We start from the raw sequence: 18,865 nt of genomic DNA, 5'->3' as shown, positions 1-18,865 counted from the left end.
ATGAACAGCTACACGGTATAATTTCTAGAGCTTACTTTGCTCTTAAAAGGAACCTTTTTAATGGTTTTCGAGTTATTTCATCCAAATATTAGCAATTCTTTGCATTTAATACTGCGCTACTACTGCGTGGTCGCTCGGATTATTACAAACAATAAAACAATACCCTATCATGAAACATAGAGGCAAACATTCTCAAGACAATACTAATTTTGCTCCCAAATGGCATCCTATTTTTGCAGCGGCAGCAGGAGATTTGTCTTTTTTACTTGGCAAGCAGTATGGCGAAAAGTCCGCCTTGGCTTTGGTTGGCAACCGTTATCAACTGAATAAACGCCAACAAAGAGCCTTGAGTTTGATTACTTGCCCTTCTGACAAACTCTATACTCGCTCTCAAAAAGCTCTTCTTCCGCAAGCTTTAAACAACCAATCTGTAGCTATTGATGGGTATAATTTATTGATTACAATAGAAGCGGCTTTATCAAAAGGATATATTTTGGTTGGTCAAGATGGCTGCTATCGAGATATCGCAAGTGTACACAGCACCTACAAAAAAGTCAATGAGACCATTCCTGCTTTGCTGTTAATTGACAAAGCACTCAAAGAACTCGATGTAAAACACGTTCAGTGGTATTTTGATGCGCCCGTTTCTAATAGTGGTCGATTAAAAGTATTACTCTATGAATTAGCAGAGAAAAATAAATCTAATTGGGATGTTGACTTAGTCTTTAACCCAGACTCTACACTTATTGAGAAAGAAAAAATTTGTATTACAGCAGATAGTTGGATTTTAGATGAAGTAGGAGCTTATTTTGATTTGGCTAAATACATTATCACAAAAGAAATAACGGATGCACTTGTCTTAGATTTCTTCTCTTCCACTACGTCTCTCAAACCTGATTAAAAAAACTTAAAAAAAATTCAAAAAAAAATTCAAGATCTATCTAACTGATTCTGAATAACCAACAAGCAACCTCAAAAAAAAACTTAAAAAAAAGACACATTTTTTCTTCTAAAAATTTGCAAATAAAGAAAACTGCCGTATATTTGCATCGCAGTCAACGAAACGGCTACTAAAAAAAAGGAAGTTTGGCAGAGCGGTTGAATGCACCAGTCTTGAAAACTGGCGTGGGTTAATAGCCTACCGGGGGTTCGAATCCCTCAACTTCCGCACAAAAATACCGTAAACGGTTCTTTATGAACTGTTTGCGGTTTTGCATTTTTAGGACTTCTCGAATGCTATTTTTTGCATTTGAGGTAAAAAAAAATGGACCAATTTCAAAATGATCCTTATACTATTAATATAGTAGAAGCTCTTAGGATCGCAGAAAGCATCAAAGCCACTTATGTACGAAAGGTTTCAGCAGACGAATACCGCAACTTTGTAGATCGCTTTGAAGTATACCTCAAAACAAAACAAATGGAGAACATGAAGCTCTCCGAATTTACCAAACGACACGCCGTCCGCTATTTGGATGACATTCTTCTAAGTCGAAAGGTCAACGCCCTTACTCGAAATAACTATATGCGTGTTATGCGTGCGCTCTTTTATGTCTTAGTTGAACGGGAATATGTCAAAGCAAATCCATTTGCTAATATCAAGCGTCTTAAAGAAACCCAAAAACGCAGACGAACCTTCGGCGACCGAGAAAAGAAAACCATTATACAATACATAAAGCACGAGAATAAACAGCTGCTCCTAGCTATTTGCTTATGTTATTACTGTGGAATGCGTCCCAGCGAAATGCGTCGCCTAAGAATCCGAGATATTGACCTCAAACTAGGCTTAATCTTTCTAGATGGCTCTCAAACCAAAAACAAAGACCTTGGCACCATCACCATTCCCAAAGTACTGCTACCGCTTTTAGAAACCTATCAATTTCACAATTTCCCCAAAGGCTGGTATGTGTTCGGAGCTGGTACCTTAAAACCAGGAGCGCAACAATGTGGACGGGATACGATTTCTAAAAAACATAAAAGGGTGGTTGATGATTTGCACGAATGTCGATTTCTTAGCGATGTAGAGGGCAAAACCTTTTACAGCTGGAAAGATACTGCCGCCAAAGATTTGATTGCATTAGGCTTAAACGTCATGGACTTAAAAGCACACTTTCGACACAAAGAATTAACAACCACCCAAAGATATATGCAAACTTACGGCGGTGTTAATGACAACATTCGTGACGTAGCAAACAAAATTTTCTAACCAATCAAAAAACGTGGAGACTTACAAAACGTCCAAAATAGTCCGACTAGCCCGACACATTTTCACAAATAAAACAAAATCAACCACTTATAAACAAAAATTGCGTCGAACTACAAAAAGGGGTAGTCCGACACACTTTACAATCACTTGATAATCAAAACAAAAACACGTCAGACTTTAGTCCGACCTAGTACGTCAGACAGTCCGACATAGTCCGACCAACCGCTCGACGTCGGACTTTTTTTGCTCAAAAATCTTGTTCTTTGAAATTTTAGCCGCAAAATAAAAATCAAAATCTTTCATTTTGTGACAGTTGAGAGACCTCCGCACGAAAAGCACATAATAATCTATTTTTCAAAATATTACAAATTCAAAATACAAAACCCCACATTTAATAAAATAGAATAAGAGCAACCACAAGCAAGGGCTTAAAAAAACTTAAACTACTGCAGCCCAAACTGGGCTGCCTCTCTATTATAACGTGAGCCAAGCGAACACCGCTTTTTATTGGGTCTCAATTGGTAATTTTGTTTATAGATAGATTTTTTCTATTTTTCATAATCTTATAACTAAACTACAGCAAATGAGAACACTTGCAAATATTTTGTGGCACATCCCTTTCTTAGGTTTTGTAAATGCAATAATAGCGTTTCTTTTAGGCTCCTTTTTAATAATTACCGTTATAGGAGCTCCTATAGGACTAGGACTTTTACAGTATAGTAGATTTCTATTAACACCATTTACAGGAAGCATAATAGACAAAAGAGATTTAGGCAGTGAGCAAAACCGCTTATGGTTAGCTTACGGGCGAATTGTGCAACTATTCTATCTACCTTTTGGTATTATATTAACTATCGCAACAATGATACAAATCGCCTTACTTTTCTTTACTATAGTTGGAATTCCTCTTGCCATTATTCTGGCAAAATCTCTAGGCACTTACTTTAACCCAATTAATAAGATTTATGTCCCTAAAATAGTTGCTGACGAAGCAGCAAGAAGAAAAGGAGAACTACACATTGATAAATATTTTAATAAATAAATCTCCCATTAATATTATGAAAAACCTACTATTATTTGCATTAGGATGCACGCTGCTATTTTCAAGCTGCAAAAAAGAAGATGATCCATTTCTAAATAATCAAGCTCCTATTTGTCCGACAGGCTTCACGGGTCCAACTTGCAATGTAGAATTAGAGCCTAAAAAAATAACAATTCAAGGAGTTAGAGTAATTTTATTTAGGTCACATGATGATAATGGATGGCCTTGGGACTTTGGAAGTGATGCTGACATTTATCTTACCATTACAGGAAATGGAAATTTTTTATTAGAAACATCCGTTAAGTCTAACGCTTCTAGTACGGCTAATCATCACTGGTCTTGTTCTATTCCTATTTATGATCCTGAAGAATTTATGGGCTTCACTCTTTTTGATTTTGATAGCGGCTCAAACGATGACTTGATAGGCTCGTTATTTTCAAAACTATACAGTGAAGGGCAAGGCTTTCCTAGTGTTTTAAAATTTAATAACTCATCTATGCGAGTTGAATTAGACGTTACTTACGAGTTCTAAAATTTGCTTTTGTGAAAAGTATTTCTTATTTTCGTAAGCAACAAACGCCAATTTGTTTTTTATATGCAGGAATTTTTTCTGTAATTTTTAAGTTAGGTTAAATAAAGAAATGAGAGTGCTCCTTTCCTTCCTTGTAGTTCGCTGCATGAAGGACAAATTGGCGTTTGTAGGGGTACTCTCTATTTTTAACAAAAGCAAACGCCAAAAAATGAGTTACGTTAAAAATCCATCCCCAAAATTACTGCAGACATTAAGTTTTATTCAAGAGAATAAATACATGATGTTGGACATTTTATTTGAAGCCTCTACACGGCATTGTATCCGAACCGAGGACAACCAACAATATAAAGACGAGGTACTACTGACCTTTGATTTGTTGAAAAATGTAATTTTGGAATCTTAAAGAAATTGAAGCCTGTCCTTTTGGATGGGCTTTTTTTATATATTAGCTTATATTTGACTATATTGCTTTTTTTTTAATTTACCCACTAAGGAATAAACAATGAACATAAATAAACTATACCAACTTACAATTGCATTGGGTCCTCATGTTACAGATTTCGCCCAAACAATTAATTCAGCCTATCAGTATGTTAACAAAAACAACATATCTTACATTAATTATTTAAATCAAGCTATATCGGTGATTAAATTAATAATTGAAAATAATTTTGATGAAGAATACCCCTTACTTTACAGTGGTTTAGGGCTAGACAAAGTATTCAATGACGATATCATAGCTACAATTGAGAACATTATTCGTATAGAAAATAATTTTAACTTGGCTAAAACTGAAATTATGTCTTTAAGACAGGATTACAGCAAGTCAATAAATCATCTAAATCAACTAGCAAATGGTTTAAAACCCTTAGCCCATTTGTTTACTCCTCATTCTAAATCAGTAAATTCATGCATTAGCTTGCACTTTAAGGAAGGGGTTAACATATTAACACTTGAAGACTTAAAAACACATTCTTCTAAATGGGAACAAACATTAAACTCATTTACAAGATTAGCCAATTCTACTAATAACGATTATACTATTGAAGGGATTCAAAAAGGATCATTACTAATAACTTTAGGCGTGGTAACCAGTACCCTTTTTGCTACACTAAAAGGAATAAACCTAGTTTTAGATGCAGTCAAAAAAATATATGAAATAAAAAATTTAAAACATAGTTTAGAGTCTATAAACACAAGTAATGATGAAGCACTCAATCAGGCTAACAAAATTTTTGAAGAGAAAATAAAAAGTAGTATAGAATATGAAAGTGAGAGAATATCACTAGAACTAATTAAGGAATATAATGACGAAAAACAAGACAAGCAAGAAGTCCAAAATGCAATAAAAATTGGACTTAAAGATATAATGAAATTCACATTAAAAGGTGGTTCTATAGATGTGTCATTAAAGCAATCTGCAACCTCCGAAACAAGTGAACATTCAAAAATCCTTACTGAAATGTCTAAAGAGCTAAAACAACATAATAAAACTATAGAAGAAATAAGAATTGAAATGCACAAAAAAAATATTGATCATAATCTTGACTATTTAGACGCACCATAGCAATAAATTTCTTTTACAAAAAGAGCTTATTTTATTAAGGAAATTTTTCATTAAAATAGCTCTTTTTGTATTAATCTATTTCATCAACACAATTACCAAAATCAAAACAAAAAGCAGCAATAAGCCTAGCCCTCCATAAAGTACAATTTTCCCCTCTGTTGTTCCTAAAAAGCTCCCCTGTTGAGTTTGGTAAACATTGGTTATATCTGGAGCATCTTGTGTTCTGCTAGGCTCAAATAAATCCCACCACTTACTAATAGTACCAGGAAGGGTATCGACTGCCTTCATATAAAAATCTGGGTCTTGCCAAAATTGGTCGTCGTAATTTCTACTGCTCATTATTGTGCTTTTTTAAAAAACGATCATAAAGTTTAATTCCATCAAAACTAACAGGACACCAAACCCAAGCGTTATACATCTCTTGATAAGGCGTTAAACCATATTGATACCAGTAATAATCCCAAAAATCATCCAATTCTATATCCGTTAAATGATTTACAGCTCTAATTTCTCCACATCTATTGCCCGCACTACCAAGAAATGCCAATCTAAATTTATCCGCTAATTTATAAATATGTGCTGCGGGGTTTGGGGGAATGGTAGTATTTGCATTTCCAGAAGGAGTAGTTGGATCAGTTCCTTTATTTTCCTTCCCCAAGACCTTTAGCTCTTTATCATTTGCCTTTAATTGCGTTATTAAGTAAATTACCACTCCTAAAACTAAAAGTACTAGTATACCAAAGAATGCTGTTTTACTATCAATTTTCATACTACCTATTTTAAGAAAAAAATCACCAATCCAAGAATCAAAAGCAAACCAACAAAAATAATGACATCTTGATTGCCTTGATTATACTTTCCTGGTTGCATAAATACAACTCGGTCAAAAGCTTGGTTGGCAGCATCCATATCTTGCGCCTTTCCAACCGAATCAAAAATACCATCAATTAAACTGCCCCAAATACCGCCCCCCATGCCGCCTTGTTCTTGTGCCATAACTAAATACGTTGAATGATAATATAAATAAGGATCATTAAAAGAATAGCACTTGCTATCTGCAGAAAGGTAAATTCTCGCCCCAATATTTTGAATGATCCTTTAGAAGCACGGGCTTTGTACCCTTCGCAGGTTATTCCATACAGCTCCCAAGCCTGCTGTGGATTTTTGCACACATAATCCTCTAAGGTCTGCATAAAACGGTCTTCATTACAAGCACGAATACAATTTTCAAAAAAGGTACCTCCATAAGCATCTTGATGAGGAGCACAAACCCGAAACATACAATCTTTGGTTTCTTGGCATTCGGTGACAAAACCACAAGCCGACCCTTCGTCGTAATAGCCTTGACGTAATTTATCAAAAGACCCTGTAGAGGTTAATAGTGAACTTAATAAACTCATATCCTTTTATTTTAAGTGCCTGTGTGTTCGCAATAGCCCTCGTCTAATACTTGTAAGTGCGCACGGGTCCAGTCGTGGCCATTGGTATCATAATAATACTGCTTTTTGCCTTTAAAATCTTCCCAAGAAATAGGCTTACACCCCTGGCCATCTGAACCGCCCAAGGATTTGTTTTTTTCGGTATTTTTGGAGGAGCTGCTCATCTTTTTACCAAAGAAGAAAAAGAGCAATACCGCCAACAATAAAAACACCCACCAATATTTTTTTACTGCTTTCATAATTATACTTCTATGTAACAATAACCGTCTTCTTTCATTTCGATATCAGCCTCCGCCCAGCAAGCAAATTCTAAAATCTCGTCTGCAGTATTCAGCTTACCAGCCGCCAAGGCTTTGGCTCTATATTTGGCTAATAGCTCATGCACCGCATCATAATCGCCTGTTATCTCTCGTTTGATTCGTTGCTTTCGAATCCGCTTTTCTTCCAAATATTCAACTCGTCCCAAGGTTACACAAGGCGTTGAGGATGTCTCTCCTCCTGTAGTGCCATTTCCTGAACTGCTACCAGCTCCTCCGCTAGACGTGTTCTTTTTATCCTTTTTTGAAAAGAGAACAAAAGCAATTAGCAAAACAGGAATCAAAAGAACCAATAAAATTTTTATAGTATTACTCATATCAAAAAGGCCATTTAGTTTTTATCCAAATTCTTTTGATTCGAATCCAATTAGAAAGACGATCCAAAGCAATATTAATTTTGTGTTCAAATACAAAAAAAACAATGGTTAACAACGTCAAAAAGCCCATTAAAAAACAGACTCCTGTAGCAAACTGCAACTGTCTTTGTAGGTCTGCAATAACCTGGTTATTCAAAGCAAAATAATCGTCTAATTGCTGCCCATAACTTTGAGCAACGACTACAGAAGTTGCTAACAAAAAAAAGTGTATGGCAAGGACTTTTATTTTCGTTTTCTTATCAATTTTATGAATATCTAGTAGCATCTCATTTTATTTTTTTAGTAACATCCAACCTAATAGAATTAATAAAAGAAGTCCCAAGCCAATGCCTAAGATGATCCAAGTTTTATTATTATATTCCTCTGGTAGTCCTGCCTTTTCTGCGGTCTCACTCATTGCTGGATAATCTTTATCCAAAGATTTTAACCAAACTGATTTAGCAAAACTTTGTTTAGAGTTGTAATATTCAATTTGCCTTTTTCTAAAGGCGTTGTTTAGCCGAGCAACGCTTTTATCTATTTGCCTGTTAATGGCTCCTAATGTCAACGGTCCTACCACGCCATCAATGGCAAGACTTTCGCCCAAATCGTTCAACGCTCTTTGCATATTTTTGACACCGCCTCCACTAGATTTCATATCTGCCAAAAAATCTGCAATGGTTTGACTCTTGATTTGCGTTCCTAGAATTTTATTCCAGTAGTTTTGGCGATAAATTTGCAAGGCTTCTTGTTCAGTTAGGGTTTGCATTTCTGCAGCTGTAACAGGATGCCCCCGCCAATTAGACAAAGTAGGCGCAGCAATCGACATATTGGTGCCTGCTTGGATTCCTACGCCTATTTTTCCCCCTGTATAATTGCCAGGATCTTGGGGGTGATTTTGATAACCAGCTTTTATTCGTCTATACCTTCTTTTACCTGGTTTAACCCACTCTTCAAAACTTGCCATGTTCGTTGTATTTGATTCTCTAAAGACCAGCAACCGCCAAGGCATTGTTGCCGTCTGTGGTGCTTGGTGCTGGTGCTCCGTCCAAGTTTGCCCCACTCTCGCTATGATCCGAACAAGAACAAGGCTTCTTAGCTCCTTTGATAAAATTATTCATGCTCTTTTTTTCTTTATAATCTAGGTAAGTAACCACTAACAAAAGAGCTGCTAATCCTAAGCTTAACATTTGAAAAGGCTTCATAAAATCTATTTTTTTATAGGTAATAAAAAAGCTCGCAGCTCCAACAATACAGGGGAGCTGCGAGCCTTAAATAAATATCTAATTATATGGATGCGTTTTTACCCGCAAAGACTATTTTCAATTTTTCCTGAATAGGTGTTAAATTTCACCTGTGTAAATTCAATACCAGGAGCCACTGCATCTGTAATCAATTCCAGATAAAAAGAATCTCCTCCTTTGATATTGGCTTGTGGTGGTTCTTTTCCTATTGCATCATCGCAAATAAAGCCATTAGAGGTATATGTTTTTTCTGATTCCAATTGTCCATTTACATACAAACGAAGCGTTGCTTTTTTGCCTACTGGCAAACTATTAACAATCCCTGTGGCTTGAATGTATCGACCTGTTGCACCATCATACGATTTAGGCATACAACTATCTGGAATTTGGTAATGTACATCTGTTTGTTCTGGACTTCCTGTTTCAGCTTCCATTTGCTCTCTGCTGAAATCGTGTTGAATCAAATAAGATGATCGGTTATCATTAAAAGCAGTCATGATACTATATTTTAAAGTCTTTTTAATTAAGAGATTAGGCTGTATATCCAAAGAGCCAATACCAAGGCTAAAAACAAGCCTATTGTCAGCATGGCAACACTCATTGGCTCAGCCTTTGCATTCACTTCTAAGGCAACAGGTATCGTCGGAAATGTTGACATTTTTAATTCTTTTAGGTAGAAGGAGCACTGTCTCCATTTTGTTGAGCAGCTGCCCACGCAGCTTCTCGCAATTGGTTTCTATACCTTGCTTCTTCCATTCGTTCGTTGCTCTGTAGAGCTAAATAAACCGCTGCGAAAATTAATACTCCAGCAATAATCCAATCTGTTGGTTTCATATTATTAAGCGTTGATTTTGTTTAGACGTTCTTTAACGTCGTAATATTGATAACAAGAGTCTGTTGGAGTGTAATAACTCTTTGACCAACATCCTGTCATTTCGTTATTGATCAAACTTCTTAGAGAACTGTCATTAAATAACCTAGAATACTCATTGACCACAATTCTTAATTCATTGTCATTCAATTTGTATAAATCCAAAATAACATCCTCCCAAGCGGCATTACTCACAGGGTTAAAGATATTCCAGTTTGTAGGATAGATTTGATCGTGTGCATTTTGAGCGATTCGAGTATATTCTGCAGAAGCTTTTCCGTTATCGTCTGTTATTACATCTCCATCCCCTTGTTTGAGTGACAAAGCAGTTTTAGGGGAAAACCATTTGTTTTCTATTCCTAACCAAACCAGTACAGCAATTAGTACTAAGGCAACGATTAAAATAACAGTCCATTTATCCAGCTTCATAATTCAAATTATTCCCAGCCAAAAGCTTTGCCCATTGAGAACCCTCTAAACAAAAGGAACAACAGCAAAACCAATACTAATATGGTTACTAAATTAAATTGCATAACAGTTACGAGTTAATTACATATACAAAGAACAAGAGGCTGGTATCTTTCCAATACTTTTTAAGTAATGAATTGCATTTAAGCGAATACACTGCTCTTTTGTAAGACCTTTCTTTTCGCAAGGATGACCAGCTTCATTAATTTGCTTTTCTGCATTGGCTTTCCAATCTGCATCATTATTAATAAAGTCAATTTGTTCTTTAATTATTCCTTCATGCCCTGCACAAGGTCCAGAAGGCGCAGTTACAATTGGTTCTTCTTCTTTGCTGAAATACCACCACAGCCCGACAGCTGCTAAACCCAAAATTAACACGACCCACCAGTTTTTAGAAAACCACTCCATCTTATTTCTATTTTTTTAATACGATAATCAATAAAATAATAAGGAATACGGCAGCTACTCCACCAATGACCCACCATAACATTTTACTTTGTTGCTGTTGTTGATGGTACATATAATCACCGCTGTAATTCGGTCGACCGTTGGCTATTCCTATAATATCTCCTACTACATCCGTAATACCAGAAGCAAAGCCAGCCCAATTGCCTGGATTTCCAAAGTATTGACCAATAGCAGAGCCTCCCCCTTGGCTAGTAGTTGAAAAATCGGGAAAACTAGCCTGAGCAGCTCCTTCACAATGAGCAGGAACACCACCAGCATCAATACAGCTGTCATAAATATCCCACGCTTGATTCCATTCTTGTTCAGTCATTTTCTACACTACATTAAGCCAAAAAATTAATTTCCTTTTCTTGTGAATTGCCTGTTAAGACAATTTTACTTCTGTTAGGAAGAAGCGAAGTGTATAGGTATTACCAGGAAGGATGGTAGAGGTCAAAGAAGATCCAGCGTCTAACGTTTTGTTGATTCCTTTCAACTCTGTTAGGTTTAAATTTTCTTGCATTGAATTTCTTCCTTTAGATGGATAGATTGTTTTGATAATAGAAACGGTATCCACTTCCAAAGAATCGTCCCAAATAGAGATAGCTCTAGAAAATTGCCCTTCTTTTCCTGCTAATGTTTCAAGGTGCAAATCCTTGATAATAAACTTACCTGTTAGGAGCTTTCTCATTAGCAAGTTATAAGATTTAGAAACTCCCACGATGCTTATATTCCCTGATTGAACATAATTCTGTTGATCAGCATAAGCTCCAATAGCATCAAACAAAACAAATGGCAATTCTTGCGTAGATGAAGTATTTTTAACTTCAATTTCTACATACAAATCACGAGTAACATCTGGCTTTTTGGCTTGTACTTCTTTGCGATAAGCTGCCACATCTGTTGTTGTTACCATTGTATTCTGGTAGTTCGCTAAGCGTTGCATTTGTTGCGGAGAAACAGCAATCATGCGGTTGTATCTTCGATTAAACATACGTTACAATTTAAATTTTCTAACATTCTACTTAACAAAGTAACGGCATTGCTTCCCCTCATGCAATAGTTTGGATTTTTTCGTAATCTTCGATTTTTTTAAACGTATTTTTATAATTATCAAGCATTAACAACAAAAAAAGGCATCCAGTATTTGGATGCCTTAAAAGTTTAAGTCTAGTTCAAGCCCTCTCCTCTTTTGAGGTACTATTTATTAAATAAGATGACATCTTTAAGACATTTAAAGATCATGCTAATCTTATTTTGTTGTGTTTCATTCTCTAGTTTTTGTCTTGAAAGGTATTCAATAGTTGCATCTCCTATCACATCTAAAGATTCCTCACGGTTTTCCTTTAGGTATTGTAATGCTAGTTTTACCTCCTTGCTTTGTTTATCTGCCATTTCTATAAAAATAAATAAGGGATTCAGAATTATAGGTATCTGTGTGTGCCTTAAAACAAATATAATAAGATTTATAAAATTATAAAACTTTTTGTTTCAAAAAGTACAAAATGAAACTTTTTGTTTTATTTAACTTCTTTAAGTCGTTTTAGTGCCATTTGGTAATACTTTGACTGAATTTCAAAACCAACAAATTGCCGTTTTAGCTTTTTGCAAGCTACTGCTGTTGTTCCACTACCTACAAAGCAATCTAAGACGGTCTCTCCTTCTTGTGTGGATGATAAAACAAGATGCTCTATTAATTCAAGCGGTTTCTGTGTGGGATGAATTTTTTCTCCGTTTGTCTTTTTTGCTCCTGAAGAAAAAGCTGGGAACCGCCAAATATTAAGCCCTCTTTTGTGCTTATTGAAGGCAGGGCTAGGATTCGTACAAAAAATAATATCTTCGTGACAAAACGAATAATAACAACCAGGACCACTTTTTTTGTCCCAAGTAATCCGATTTCTAACCGTAAAGATTTGCTCCAATATTGGATAAAAAAAAGGATATGTACGCCAATCACAAAATACATATACCTCTCCATCGGGTTTTAGTACCCTTTTAAATTCCTCAAAAACAATTTTAAAAAATGGCTCCATTAAATTCAAGTCGCTATATATGCCTTTATTGCCATTGTGCGTCATACCACAAAAATAAGGCGGGTCGGTTACAACGGCATTAATAGAATTGCTTTCAAGTTTCTTTAGTCCATCAATACAATTTTTGTTGATAATGGAAATTTGCTTGTTCATAAGTATTGTTTAAAAACATGAATTAATAATTAACTTTGAACAAGTTGAATGTCTAGTTTGAGCAGAGCAAAAAGGCTATTTTGGGCTGTTAATTCTAGCCTTATTTTGTTCTTCTAGCAGTTCCTTTATTAGTTGTAATTCTGCCTTTAGATCATTGTTAAATTGCGTCTTATTATATTGATCATACCCCAGAGCAGCACACCATATAGTAAACTCAAAAAAAACTATACATAAGAATACCTTTGCCTCCTTACTTAGTTTCTTTCTCCTTGTGAAGTTTCTCATTTTTAAAAGTTTTTATAACAGTAGAATTTTCTAAAAACATCTTCTCCCCTTGTTTCTGCTGCAGCTATTGCTCTGTTCATTTTAATAGCAGTCTCAATTAAGGCACGTGGGTTGGCTACTTTGATATCTGATTTTTTAGGTATCGAAGTTAATTTTCCAATAAATAGATATTTGATATACCCCCACATTTTAGGCGGTAAATCATTAAATTGATGTACAATAATAAAAATATCAACGCTAATATGTCTATGCTGAATAACCACCTTTTTTAATGCTGCGTTGTGGTTCCAATTCGGCTCTACATACATGGCAGCATCATCCATTATAATATTTCCATTTCTGAAATGCCTGTGAATGTTCCCCCAAACCTCCTCCGCTCCGTAATCATCAAAGTAAATTTTTCGAACACCTTTTTTAAAGCCCAATGCTTTTTTAGTTGGTGCAATGGCTTTAATATCATCCCAACCTTGTACCGTGGCATTATCTATAATTACTAACGTTTTTCCTCCCAAACGTTTTGCGTGGGCTTTTGTCTCCGTTGTTTTCCCTGTGCCAGTTGTAGCCACATAAGCGTGTAGCATTGTTTGAGCTGTTTCCATAATTAAAGTAGTCCTTTTTGAGCAGCTTGCCCTTTCCTATTTTGCTTTGCCCCTTTGTTAATGTTTCTGATATTATCAGGAGATGCCATCCCCCCTTTTAAGTCTTTTTTTAGCTTTTGGGCTAACTGCCATTTCATGCCTAAGTTAGTGGCTAAGGATACCGCAATAACCACCTCAGGTCCCCAACGGAATTTCCATTTCTTATACACAATGGCGGCACTATCAATCAAATCTTTATACTCTGGAGTATGCAAATTTTTATAGGTTCTAAATTGGTTTGAGTTATCCCAATTCCCATATACATTTAGGCTAAATAATTTAGCTGTTGTATCATCATACCAAAAAAAGAAAAGCCGTGCCGCTGCTCGATCTTCATCGCTAATTGTAGAAGCATCAACAGAAGGAACATCTTCTTGTTCTTCGTCCTGCTCTTCTTCTTCGTCGCTTTGGATCACTTCCCTTGCCTTGCTGCCTCGTTGTTCATCATAAGACTTAGAATCGTCGTTCCCTGCCAACATATCAGTTAAAGAAAGTTCTTTACCTTCCTCTACTGTCGGAGTCTTTTCTGTTGTTTCGATGGTATCATCGTTATTTAGATTTGACATTCTTTTGAGTTTCTGCGTCAATTAATTCATTAATCATTTTATGAAATTGTTCTAAACTATAATTTTTTAGAATTTCCATTTTCAAAGCTTTAGGATCCTCCGATTTTTTATCTTTAGATACTGCCAACTCCATAACTCGTATTTTGTCCCCAACAGCCATAATATTAAAGGAAACCAACACCTCTATAGATTCATCTAGTAAGCCTTCTTCTATTAGGTTTTGCTTTCTTTTTGTTGCAAATTCGGCTATCTTCTTTTGATTCGGCACCAACATTCCAAATAACTTATTAGAAATACCTTTGGGACCTCCTAATACTAATAGCATTTGATTCATAGCTATTTCTTGAAACTTTGAATTTTTTCCTTGATTTTCCATAACATATTTATTAGTAGATTTATAATAAAGCATTGGTATTCCATTTTGGCACTTCATTCCTTGGTGCTCGCTTAGGTACCCAAATTGAACCAATCTTTTGAGTGTATAGCGAACTCTTGAAGTTAATTGTTTTAGCCCCTCCCCTTGTTGATGATACTCTTCTGCACGAGCAGCAACAGCTGCAACTACCAACGCAATATATGCCTCTTCTCCTTGCGTGGTTACTTCCTGTACACAGGCAAAAACGTTTTGTTGTAATTCTATACTATACACCTTTTATTTTTGATTATAAATTTACGCTTTTGTTTCAATAAAATCAAATTATTGATTTTTTAAAACATTTTTGGTTGCTTTTAAGCTTTAAAATAAGTATTTTTAATCAAAAATATGATATTATGCCAAACATTAGTATTCAATTAAAAGAAAACAAAGGTTCTCAAAAACGATATGTTTTTAAAGTAACCGAAACACCTAATTTTTTAGCTACTCTATTTGGAGATAAAAAAGCGGTCTATAAGGTTCTATGTATGTCTCGTTCAAAATTACCGCTTGAAGAAGCCGAAAGGCTTACTAAATTGATCTTTCATAGCAAAGACAACTGGAAACCTAACAAGGGCAAAAAATGCGACCATATAGCGACTTTAGCCGACCACCCTTCTACTACTTTTTTTATTACTAATTCAATATGCAACAATGAATCCGACCATACCAACACTAAGGGCAGCGAAGAAGCTGACAAGCAATAGAGCCATACGAATTGCAAATAATTGGCTATTCTTTACCATGCAAAAACAATCCACTGTTTCATGTTCTTCTATGCTTGAAATTGTATTTTATGGTATACGACACGGTGCTACTTTAAAAGAAGATCCTAATGGAAAAAAGGCGTTGGCTCGTTATTCTTCTAACTCCATTTTTGCCAACAATGAATACAATCAACCGTTGCCCCCTGGTTTGGATATTACGAACCTAACAATCCAAATCTATTTTTTCATAGAGGAAGAAAGTTATATTCAAATTGATAATTTTGATTTTACCAAGCCTTATAACGGTCACCAAATATTATTAAAAAGCCAAGAGCCAAATGATCCTTTGCTTTATGTCAACATTAGCACTTTGTTTAGTATCGCTATGAGCCAAACCGAGCAGCCAGCTGTTAGCGATGCTTCTAAATTTGAGTTGATCCAAAAAGGCAAAAGTAAATACCGAGTTTTTGACTTAGATGGAGGGCAATTTAAAATCCTTCGAGATGATACACTTGCCAATGTGAAACCGTCCTCTCCTACTGGACGTGGTGTTTTAAAAATTTATCGAGCACAGTTAGAAAATGCTTAAACTAAAAAAGCACTCCCAAAAATGGAGTGCTTTTTCTTATGATAGAGAATCTATACGGCTTTATTTCCGTGCCGTTTGCCCCTTGTTTTGTTATAAGCTAATTTTAATTTTATATGTGCCTCTAAGTCGATTTTGTATAGATTTGCTAAATTTTCAATATCAAAAATTATAGAAGAGATAGAATCCTTTGAGAACTCACTGTAAAACTTTGTTAATTGTAAATCTAAAGCTATTAAGTAAGGTAATAGGCTATCAAAAAGAATAGGGCGTTCGTTTTTCGCCCAAAGATTCATTTTTTTATACCCTGCAAAATCTAGCAAGCGAATTACTGTATCAGCTAATTCATCCGCAAAAGAATCCTTTACATTATTCTTAAAACGCTCTATAAAAAGAGCTTCATCTTCTTGGCTCATATACAAAAGTAATCCTAAATATTTCTGCCCTAGTGCTTTTATTTTGGACTCCTTTCGATACGCTTCAAACGCTTCAAATAGTTCTGATTTGATTAATAATATTAGTGTATTATCACTTCGATAATCATCGTACCAACCTGCGTTAATTTGGTCTTGATGAATTGCTTTTGCTAATTGATTGTACTCCATTTTTTAAAATTTACATTCCACAAAAGCCACTATTACACCCTTCAGCTTCAAATAGATTTTGTGTGAAATTTAGTTTTGAAATATAGTTATATGAAATGTTCTTTTTCCAAGTACCTTTGCCCTTTCCTTCTTGGTTGGCGAACCATTGAAATTTATTTGGCTGTTCTATGCTCTGTTGTTTCAACAGAGCGGCTGGACGATGAAAGCAGCCCACACAATTGTTTAACTCGGCAAATCGAATCAATTTATCTTTCCAAAAATTTTCAATATCCACCTTGTCTATCCCATCTTCTATTAATGGAAATTGAGGCATTCTCCATGCAATATTTATCCATTTATTTAGTCCTTTATGCCTTCCTTTGGTGTGCCTTTCAAACGTTGCTTTATACACACTTAAATTATCTTCATTAAGACTTTCAATCATTGTTTTGGCTCTTGAAACTTCGGTGCATCTATAGCCAATATTCATTTTTACAGGTTTGGCATTAAAGTACTCATGCCACCAATGAAAAATTGGGTCTATCTTCAACCACGTTGTACAGTAACGGCGATGTATAGATGGTAACCAACCGCCTTTGGTCTCTAATACTTTTTCAAAAGTTAAGCCACTTACCCAATGTATTTTTTCACCTAAATGCTGCTCCAAATCAAACATCGTGTGTATGATTGTATCATCTTCTAAGGTTCCGTTAAATTCCTTATCTATTCGGCGTTCTACTTTTCGAGCTAAAGCTCTATCCTTAAATCTGCATTGCTTGTCCTCTGTTCTGACCAACGCAAATACTAAGGCATCACTTTTATAATTGGCAGCTATATAAGCAGATGTTTTACCACCACTAATACTAGTCACTATTTGCATACATTATTTTTTTAACTACTTCCATCAAATTTAATCATCTAGAACATCCTCAAAAACAACCAAGGAGAACAATTTAGGACGCAAGTCTTTTAATATAATTCTAAGATAAAGTGCCGTACAAGCACCAAACAAAACCGCTACCCCGCCACCAACCCAGCTACTAAACCAATAAGCATAAAGCAGAGCCACCCCAAAACAAAAAACATACATTGTCAAAAAAAAGAAGCACACAAACAATAGTACATTAGACATATTACGCTGTTTCTAAATTTTTAAAAGTTACCTTTTCATTCTCTGGATCAAAATGAGATTCAATTCCATATTTTTCTTGTAACAACACACAACGTTCCATTGCCTTATTATAATTATTCGCCTTAGTTTCCTGTGTTTTTGAAGTAAAAGACCTTTTATAATTTTTTGCAATTGCATCTTTCAACCGCTTTATCGTATCCACATCGTCATTGTCAATAAAATCTATATCATCTAATGAAATAATTCGCTTTTTCTGTTTAAAAACATTCAAATCTATTACAGCAATTGGTGTTGTTGTCTGACTATTGTCCCCTGCATGCTCTGCTTCTGTCGGTTCTTCTGTCGATTTCTGTCGAGTTGTCGTTTCTTTTTTTGTTAAAGTAGTGTTCAAGCCCTTTCGCTTCCCTTTATTAAGAGGGGTTGAGGGTTCAGGAGCAGGGGATCCATCAAAACGAGTTTGATTTTCACAATACCAATTAAAAGCAATTCCTCCAACACAAAGCAACTCTAACAAAATCATAAACCATCCAATTGACAAACCAACATCATTATTTTCAGTTACCCAAGTATTAACCAACTGTTTGTTATCAGCTTTAGCCATTTTTACAGCTGCTTTTTTTTCATTTTTAAGCGTTTGGATTTTTTGATTAAATTCCAATACTACGGCAGCCTCTTCTGAGCGTAATTTGCCTCTATATTCTCTATTTTTCCGATACTTATCCCTTTCTTGCTGCAGCTCTTTTATATCTGCGTCAAAAGGCGTTTGAATTTCATTTATACTAGCTAAAGGAGGGGCCTCTACAACCATGTTAGGAATGAATAAAGAAGCATAGAAACTCAATCCAACAGACAAAGCCACTACCAATCCAATACTACTACCCAATTTTATAGATGTATCTTGACTTTCGTTGTAATAATTTTTAAAGAACAATCTGGCAATTATTCGTTTTGAAATTTCCAGCACTGTTGCACCAAGGACACCCAATGCTCCAGCCATAAAAATGGCTACCTTTGTATCTAAGAAACTAGACAGCCACAAAAAAGCTAAAAATCCAATTCCAAATACTTGGGTATTCCAACTAAAAGCACTCGCAATAATGGAGATCATATTTCCCATTCTTTTCAAGCCTCTATATTCTTGACAAAAAGGTACTTCGCAAAATGCAGCGTGTGCTCTGTTGATGTCTCTTTGATTTTTAGAGTCAATGCGTTGACTCTTTGCTAAGTTTTCCATATCTTTAAAGTCTGATTTAAGAAAATATTTCTAATATTTTGAACTG

General features: G+C 35.3%; 33 protein-coding genes and 1 tRNA gene. 9 read left to right on the top strand and 25 right to left on the bottom strand.

Annotation, left to right across the window (positions count from 1 at the left end; genetic code table 11):
* Positions 1-169: 169 nt before the first annotated feature.
* The 7 genes from QP953_RS14035 (at position 170) to QP953_RS14005 (ending at position 5,344) form a co-directional block, all read left to right on the top strand.
* Positions 170-901, top strand: a complete 732-nt coding sequence (locus tag QP953_RS14035; protein WP_052598979.1) for a DUF434 domain-containing protein — start codon at positions 170-172, stop codon at positions 899-901.
* A gap of 179 nt (positions 902-1,080) precedes the next feature.
* A tRNA-Ser gene (locus QP953_RS14030) sits at positions 1,081-1,168 on the top strand.
* 96 nt (positions 1,169-1,264) lie between these two features.
* Positions 1,265-2,203, top strand: a complete 939-nt coding sequence (locus tag QP953_RS14025; protein WP_309555527.1) for a site-specific integrase — start codon at positions 1,265-1,267, stop codon at positions 2,201-2,203.
* 583 nt (positions 2,204-2,786) lie between these two features.
* On the top strand, positions 2,787-3,245 hold the full coding sequence (locus QP953_RS14020) for a YccF domain-containing protein (RefSeq protein WP_309555526.1): 459 nt from the start codon (positions 2,787-2,789) through the stop codon (positions 3,243-3,245).
* A gap of 16 nt (positions 3,246-3,261) precedes the next feature.
* Positions 3,262-3,777: a hypothetical protein gene (locus QP953_RS14015; protein ID WP_309555525.1), complete on the top strand. Its 516-nt coding sequence runs from the start codon at positions 3,262-3,264 to the stop codon at positions 3,775-3,777.
* 208 nt (positions 3,778-3,985) lie between these two features.
* Positions 3,986-4,180, top strand: a complete 195-nt coding sequence (locus tag QP953_RS14010; protein WP_309555523.1) for a hypothetical protein — start codon at positions 3,986-3,988, stop codon at positions 4,178-4,180.
* 99 nt (positions 4,181-4,279) lie between these two features.
* Complete coding sequence (locus QP953_RS14005; RefSeq protein WP_309555522.1) at positions 4,280-5,344, top strand: hypothetical protein; 1,065 nt, start codon at positions 4,280-4,282, stop codon at positions 5,342-5,344.
* A 75-nt stretch (positions 5,345-5,419) separates the two neighbouring features.
* Here the strand turns inward: QP953_RS14005 and QP953_RS14000 are convergent, their stop codons facing one another.
* The 21 genes from QP953_RS14000 to QP953_RS13900 all read right to left on the bottom strand — a co-directional run bounded on the left by QP953_RS14000 (position 5,420) and on the right by QP953_RS13900 (position 14,810).
* Positions 5,420-5,683 carry a hypothetical protein gene (locus QP953_RS14000; RefSeq protein ID WP_309555521.1) on the bottom strand — a complete coding sequence of 88 codons (264 nt, stop codon included), beginning with the start codon at positions 5,681-5,683 and terminating at the stop codon, positions 5,420-5,422.
* Positions 5,673-6,113, bottom strand: coding sequence for a hypothetical protein (locus tag QP953_RS13995; RefSeq protein ID WP_309555520.1), 441 nt, complete (start codon positions 6,111-6,113; stop codon positions 5,673-5,675). Before QP953_RS13995 ends, QP953_RS14000 begins: the two co-directional genes overlap by 11 nt.
* Before the next feature lie 5 nt (positions 6,114-6,118).
* Positions 6,119-6,340 carry a hypothetical protein gene (locus tag QP953_RS13990; protein WP_309555519.1) on the bottom strand — a complete coding sequence of 74 codons (222 nt, stop codon included), beginning with the start codon at positions 6,338-6,340 and terminating at the stop codon, positions 6,119-6,121.
* A gap of 2 nt (positions 6,341-6,342) precedes the next feature.
* Positions 6,343-6,744 (bottom strand): hypothetical protein, encoded by a 402-nt coding sequence (locus QP953_RS13985; protein WP_309555517.1) that lies wholly within the window; start codon positions 6,742-6,744, stop codon positions 6,343-6,345.
* 11 nt (positions 6,745-6,755) lie between these two features.
* Positions 6,756-7,022 carry a hypothetical protein gene (locus tag QP953_RS13980; RefSeq protein WP_309555515.1) on the bottom strand — a complete coding sequence of 89 codons (267 nt, stop codon included), beginning with the start codon at positions 7,020-7,022 and terminating at the stop codon, positions 6,756-6,758.
* Between the two features lie 2 nt (positions 7,023-7,024).
* Positions 7,025-7,417, bottom strand: coding sequence for a hypothetical protein (locus QP953_RS13975; protein ID WP_309555514.1), 393 nt, complete (start codon positions 7,415-7,417; stop codon positions 7,025-7,027).
* Between the two features lies 1 nt (position 7,418).
* The gene (locus QP953_RS13970) at positions 7,419-7,742 is read right to left on the bottom strand and encodes a hypothetical protein (protein WP_309555512.1); all 324 of its coding nucleotides are present in this window, start codon (positions 7,740-7,742) and stop codon (positions 7,419-7,421) included.
* Between the two features lie 6 nt (positions 7,743-7,748).
* A complete protein-coding gene (locus QP953_RS13965) occupies positions 7,749-8,423 on the bottom strand; it encodes a glycosyl hydrolase 108 family protein (protein ID WP_309555511.1) in 675 nt (224 codons plus the stop codon).
* Positions 8,424-8,442: 19 nt separating this feature from the next.
* Positions 8,443-8,661: a hypothetical protein gene (locus tag QP953_RS13960; RefSeq protein WP_309555510.1), complete on the bottom strand. Its 219-nt coding sequence runs from the start codon at positions 8,659-8,661 to the stop codon at positions 8,443-8,445.
* A gap of 98 nt (positions 8,662-8,759) precedes the next feature.
* The gene (locus tag QP953_RS13955) at positions 8,760-9,197 is read right to left on the bottom strand and encodes a hypothetical protein (RefSeq protein ID WP_309555509.1); all 438 of its coding nucleotides are present in this window, start codon (positions 9,195-9,197) and stop codon (positions 8,760-8,762) included.
* Between the two features lie 26 nt (positions 9,198-9,223).
* Complete coding sequence (locus QP953_RS13950; RefSeq protein WP_309555508.1) at positions 9,224-9,358, bottom strand: hypothetical protein; 135 nt, start codon at positions 9,356-9,358, stop codon at positions 9,224-9,226.
* 11 nt (positions 9,359-9,369) lie between these two features.
* Positions 9,370-9,534 (bottom strand): hypothetical protein, encoded by a 165-nt coding sequence (locus QP953_RS13945; RefSeq protein WP_309555507.1) that lies wholly within the window; start codon positions 9,532-9,534, stop codon positions 9,370-9,372.
* Between the two features lie 4 nt (positions 9,535-9,538).
* Positions 9,539-10,000 carry a hypothetical protein gene (locus QP953_RS13940; protein WP_309555506.1) on the bottom strand — a complete coding sequence of 154 codons (462 nt, stop codon included), beginning with the start codon at positions 9,998-10,000 and terminating at the stop codon, positions 9,539-9,541.
* 120 nt (positions 10,001-10,120) lie between these two features.
* Positions 10,121-10,447, bottom strand: coding sequence for a hypothetical protein (locus QP953_RS13935; protein ID WP_309555504.1), 327 nt, complete (start codon positions 10,445-10,447; stop codon positions 10,121-10,123).
* Positions 10,448-10,454: 7 nt separating this feature from the next.
* Entirely contained in the window at positions 10,455-10,817 is a 363-nt protein-coding gene (locus QP953_RS13930; RefSeq protein ID WP_309555503.1) for a hypothetical protein, read from the bottom strand.
* A 54-nt stretch (positions 10,818-10,871) separates the two neighbouring features.
* Positions 10,872-11,480: a hypothetical protein gene (locus QP953_RS13925; RefSeq protein ID WP_309555502.1), complete on the bottom strand. Its 609-nt coding sequence runs from the start codon at positions 11,478-11,480 to the stop codon at positions 10,872-10,874.
* A 206-nt stretch (positions 11,481-11,686) separates the two neighbouring features.
* Positions 11,687-11,881, bottom strand: coding sequence for a hypothetical protein (locus QP953_RS13920; RefSeq protein WP_309555501.1), 195 nt, complete (start codon positions 11,879-11,881; stop codon positions 11,687-11,689).
* 125 nt (positions 11,882-12,006) lie between these two features.
* The gene (locus tag QP953_RS13915) at positions 12,007-12,672 is read right to left on the bottom strand and encodes a site-specific DNA-methyltransferase (RefSeq protein ID WP_309555500.1); all 666 of its coding nucleotides are present in this window, start codon (positions 12,670-12,672) and stop codon (positions 12,007-12,009) included.
* 287 nt (positions 12,673-12,959) lie between these two features.
* Positions 12,960-13,556 (bottom strand): hypothetical protein, encoded by a 597-nt coding sequence (locus tag QP953_RS13910; protein WP_309555499.1) that lies wholly within the window; start codon positions 13,554-13,556, stop codon positions 12,960-12,962.
* A 2-nt stretch (positions 13,557-13,558) separates the two neighbouring features.
* Positions 13,559-14,161: a hypothetical protein gene (locus QP953_RS13905; RefSeq protein WP_309555497.1), complete on the bottom strand. Its 603-nt coding sequence runs from the start codon at positions 14,159-14,161 to the stop codon at positions 13,559-13,561.
* Positions 14,145-14,810 (bottom strand): hypothetical protein, encoded by a 666-nt coding sequence (locus tag QP953_RS13900; RefSeq protein WP_309555496.1) that lies wholly within the window; start codon positions 14,808-14,810, stop codon positions 14,145-14,147. Before QP953_RS13900 ends, QP953_RS13905 begins: the two co-directional genes overlap by 17 nt.
* Positions 14,811-14,932: 122 nt before the next feature.
* Here QP953_RS13900 and QP953_RS13895 point away from each other — a divergent pair, with 122 nt between their 5' ends.
* Together QP953_RS13895 and QP953_RS13890 are read left to right on the top strand one after the other, a co-directional pair.
* Positions 14,933-15,283 carry a hypothetical protein gene (locus QP953_RS13895; protein ID WP_309555495.1) on the top strand — a complete coding sequence of 117 codons (351 nt, stop codon included), beginning with the start codon at positions 14,933-14,935 and terminating at the stop codon, positions 15,281-15,283.
* On the top strand, positions 15,231-15,872 hold the full coding sequence (locus QP953_RS13890) for a hypothetical protein (RefSeq protein WP_309555494.1): 642 nt from the start codon (positions 15,231-15,233) through the stop codon (positions 15,870-15,872). The genes QP953_RS13895 and QP953_RS13890 overlap by 53 nt, the downstream gene beginning before the upstream one ends.
* A gap of 50 nt (positions 15,873-15,922) precedes the next feature.
* Here the strand turns inward: QP953_RS13890 and QP953_RS13885 are convergent, their stop codons facing one another.
* From QP953_RS13885 to QP953_RS13870, 4 genes are read right to left on the bottom strand one after another with little or no spacing between them, the layout of a single operon-like run.
* Positions 15,923-16,474 (bottom strand): hypothetical protein, encoded by a 552-nt coding sequence (locus QP953_RS13885; protein WP_309555492.1) that lies wholly within the window; start codon positions 16,472-16,474, stop codon positions 15,923-15,925.
* Positions 16,475-16,484: 10 nt separating this feature from the next.
* A complete protein-coding gene (locus tag QP953_RS13880) occupies positions 16,485-17,333 on the bottom strand; it encodes a hypothetical protein (RefSeq protein WP_309555490.1) in 849 nt (282 codons plus the stop codon).
* A gap of 30 nt (positions 17,334-17,363) precedes the next feature.
* Positions 17,364-17,585, bottom strand: a complete 222-nt coding sequence (locus QP953_RS13875) for a hypothetical protein (RefSeq protein WP_309555489.1) — start codon at positions 17,583-17,585, stop codon at positions 17,364-17,366.
* 1 nt (position 17,586) lies between these two features.
* Positions 17,587-18,819, bottom strand: coding sequence for a hypothetical protein (locus QP953_RS13870; protein ID WP_309555488.1), 1,233 nt, complete (start codon positions 18,817-18,819; stop codon positions 17,587-17,589).
* Positions 18,820-18,865: the final 46 nt, after the last annotated feature.

Origin of the sequence: Aureispira sp. CCB-E (genome assembly GCF_031326345.1) — a bacterium.
Lineage (GTDB): Bacteria > Bacteroidota > Bacteroidia > Chitinophagales > Saprospiraceae > Aureispira.
The sequence above is the reverse complement of the archived record's forward strand: the minus strand, read 5'-3'. Positions and strand labels throughout refer to the sequence as shown.